The following is a 1,628-nucleotide window of genomic DNA, read 5'->3' as shown; positions in this document are numbered from 1 at the left end:
TAAAAATATACATAGTAAAGAAGCTTTGCTTGAAAACTTACCTAATGATTTAAAAATAAAAGAAATTAAAATACAAGGATTAAAAGAAGAGATAATTTTAGATATAGTAAGCTAAGCCTTTTGGCTTAGCTTTTATAATTAGAATTTATATAGAGCTTCAAGTCTGATGAATTGATCATCGCTATCATGAATATCAGCTTTGTTGAAATCTTCAGTTAAGTAAGAATAGAAGCCACTAAATGTAAGTTTTGGGCTGTATTTATAAGATACTCTTGCGATATATTCGTTTTTATCTGTATCAGCACCTGCTGCATATTCAGTTTTACCACCGATATAGTCAAATCCTACTCTTACAGTTTCAGCAAAAGTATAACCTAAACCTGCAAAATAGAAGAAGTTTTCACCCATATCTCCGGTTAATCTACTACCGTGAGAATAGAAAATTTGCTCACCTGGAGCGATTATTCTACCTTTATCTTCTAATACAACAATAGTATTTTTGTCTTTTTCACCATAACCAACTACACCAGCTTGGAAATCAAAAGCAGAAATATTTGCTTGGATTTGAGCAGCATAGAAGTTACTATTGTCTGCATTTAAGCGTTTTTCTGTATCGCTATCAACACTATTTCCTAGATATTGACCTTGGATTTTGAAATTAGCATCATTGAATGCAAATTTATAGCTAGCATCTATTGCATATAAGAATGCATAATTATTTGAGTAAGCTGCCCATAATTGGAATGCAAATGGATCAAAATCACCTAATACAGCAGCACCATATAGTGAAGACTTAGCCATATTGATAACAGGGAAAGTTTGTCCGTTGTTATTTTTTCTATCGTTCAAAGTAGCAGCAGTGTCACCATCATCTTCAGCATTAAAGCTATCAAACCAATAACCTGCAAAAGTTAAACCTTCGATAGAAGTATTTACTACTTTAGCCCCTGTTCCTACTAAGTCATCAGTCCAAATAGAACCAACTTCCATTTTACCGAAAGTTACATTTGTAGCGTAAGCTTCATTTGTATATTCTAAGTAAGCTTGTTGAACATTGAAAGTTTTATTTGTAACTGTTTGATTACCTGTACCAAAGCCAGCTTCATTTGTGCTGTATTGGAATTGAACAAAAGCTTTAAAGTTATCATCTAAAGCTGCTTTGAAGTTTAATTGAGATTTAAATCTGTGTTTGTTTTCTTTAGAGTTGTTGTAACCATCTTCAATTGTGTTACCAGTATCTCTTCTATCAGATTCAAATCTGTATCTCATCATTCCTGATACATCAACATCTTTTATAGCTTCTTCAAGTGAAACAGCATTAGCTGCTGAAAAAGCACCTGCAGCTAAAGCTGCTACTAAACTAAGTTTAACTAGTTTCATGAGAATTCTCCTTATTAAAATTAAAACTATGGCTTGTATTATAGCATAGTTTTATATAAGAATTCTTAAAGTAAATAAAAACAATATAAAAATATATTAGATTATATAGTATTAATATAAGTAGTTATAGACATATCTTTAAAGATCTAGTTTGAAACTAGATCTTTAAAAACTAAGGAGTTATCTATGAATGTTTGCTTTTACAAATGTAATTATGCTCTTTGATAGTTAATGTATGGAAACTAGAA

General features: G+C 30.8%; 1 protein-coding gene. It reads right to left on the bottom strand.

All coding sequences use genetic code 11. The annotated features are described in order from the left end of the window. Positions 1–138: 138 nt before the first annotated feature. Positions 139–1,380: a major outer membrane protein gene (locus CAMP5053_RS08060; protein ID WP_337217629.1), complete on the bottom strand. Its 1,242-nt coding sequence runs from the start codon at positions 1,378–1,380 to the stop codon at positions 139–141. Between the last annotated feature and the right edge of the window lie 248 nt (positions 1,381–1,628).

Source organism: Campylobacter sp. S4:11 (assembly GCF_024723695.1).
In the GTDB taxonomy this organism is placed as follows: domain Bacteria; phylum Campylobacterota; class Campylobacteria; order Campylobacterales; family Campylobacteraceae; genus Campylobacter_D; species Campylobacter_D jejuni_C.
The sequence above is the reverse complement of the archived record's forward strand: the minus strand, read 5'-3'. Positions and strand labels throughout refer to the sequence as shown.

Excerpts from the sequence above, each read along its gene's own strand:
- CAMP5053_RS08060 (WP_337217629.1), bottom strand. The coding sequence starts at position 1,380 with ATGAAACTAGTTAAACTTAGTTTAGTAGCAGCTTTAGCTGCAGGTGCT.